Here is a 900-nt window from a genome sequence, read left to right on the forward strand (position 1 = left end):
TGCAAGATGAAGACCAACTGACCGGTACAGGCGTCTCCAACACACTGACAGCCACACTGGGCAATGCCAACGACAACGGCGGCACCCTCATCACCCCAAAACTGACCAACATCCAAACGCTGAATGCCTCCTTCACAGGATCATCTTCTGCGGGTGCCAACCTGGCAGTCACCGGTCTCGATCTGCAAGATGCCACCGGCCTCAAAGCCGTCAACATCTCCCGTATCGCCTCCGCAGCAGGTACCAACAATGCCCGTATCGAAAACATCAAATCCGTTCTCGATACCATGTCCATCACCAGCTCCAACGCCAACCAGGCTGGCGTCGTTGAATTCTCCTTCGGTACAGGCGTACTGACAGGTGCCAACGTCGGTGCATTGAACCTGTCTGACGTACAAGTTGGTGCAGTCAACATCGGTGGCAACACTTCTGGTTCCTCCGCCAATGGCGTAGGCGGCACAGGCTATGAAACACTCACAGTCAACAGCACAGGCGCCAACAACTTCATCGGCACACTCAACCTGCCAATGGACACAGGCACAGCCGGTAAAGTCATCATCACTGGCAACACCAACCTGAACCTGGGTTCCACAACCAACGTCGTCAACGGCGCTGTTGGTACCATTGAATCCGTCAACTACCAGGGCGGCATCCTGCAAGCCTCCGGTCGTCTGGCTACAGTGGACGCATCCGCATTCACAGGCAACCTGACCATCAACCTCGGCAATGGCTTCTTCACCACTGGTAAAGCAGACACATCCGGTCAGACCCAGGACGTCTCCGTCATCGGCGGCAAAGGCAACGACACCTTCATCCTGGCTGACACACTCGAAACAGGCGACAGCATCACAGGCGGCGACGGTACAGATACCCTCATCATCGTCAATGGCGGTAACATCA

1 pseudogene is annotated in these 900 nt (G+C 55.8%); it reads left to right on the forward strand.

The annotated features are described in order from the left end of the window. A pseudogene (locus H8L32_RS27210) lies at positions 1-900 on the forward strand (hypothetical protein); the annotation flags it as partial.

Origin of the sequence: Undibacterium hunanense, from assembly GCF_014284335.1 — a bacterium.
GTDB classification, from domain to species: domain Bacteria; phylum Pseudomonadota; class Gammaproteobacteria; order Burkholderiales; family Burkholderiaceae_D; genus Undibacterium; species Undibacterium hunanense.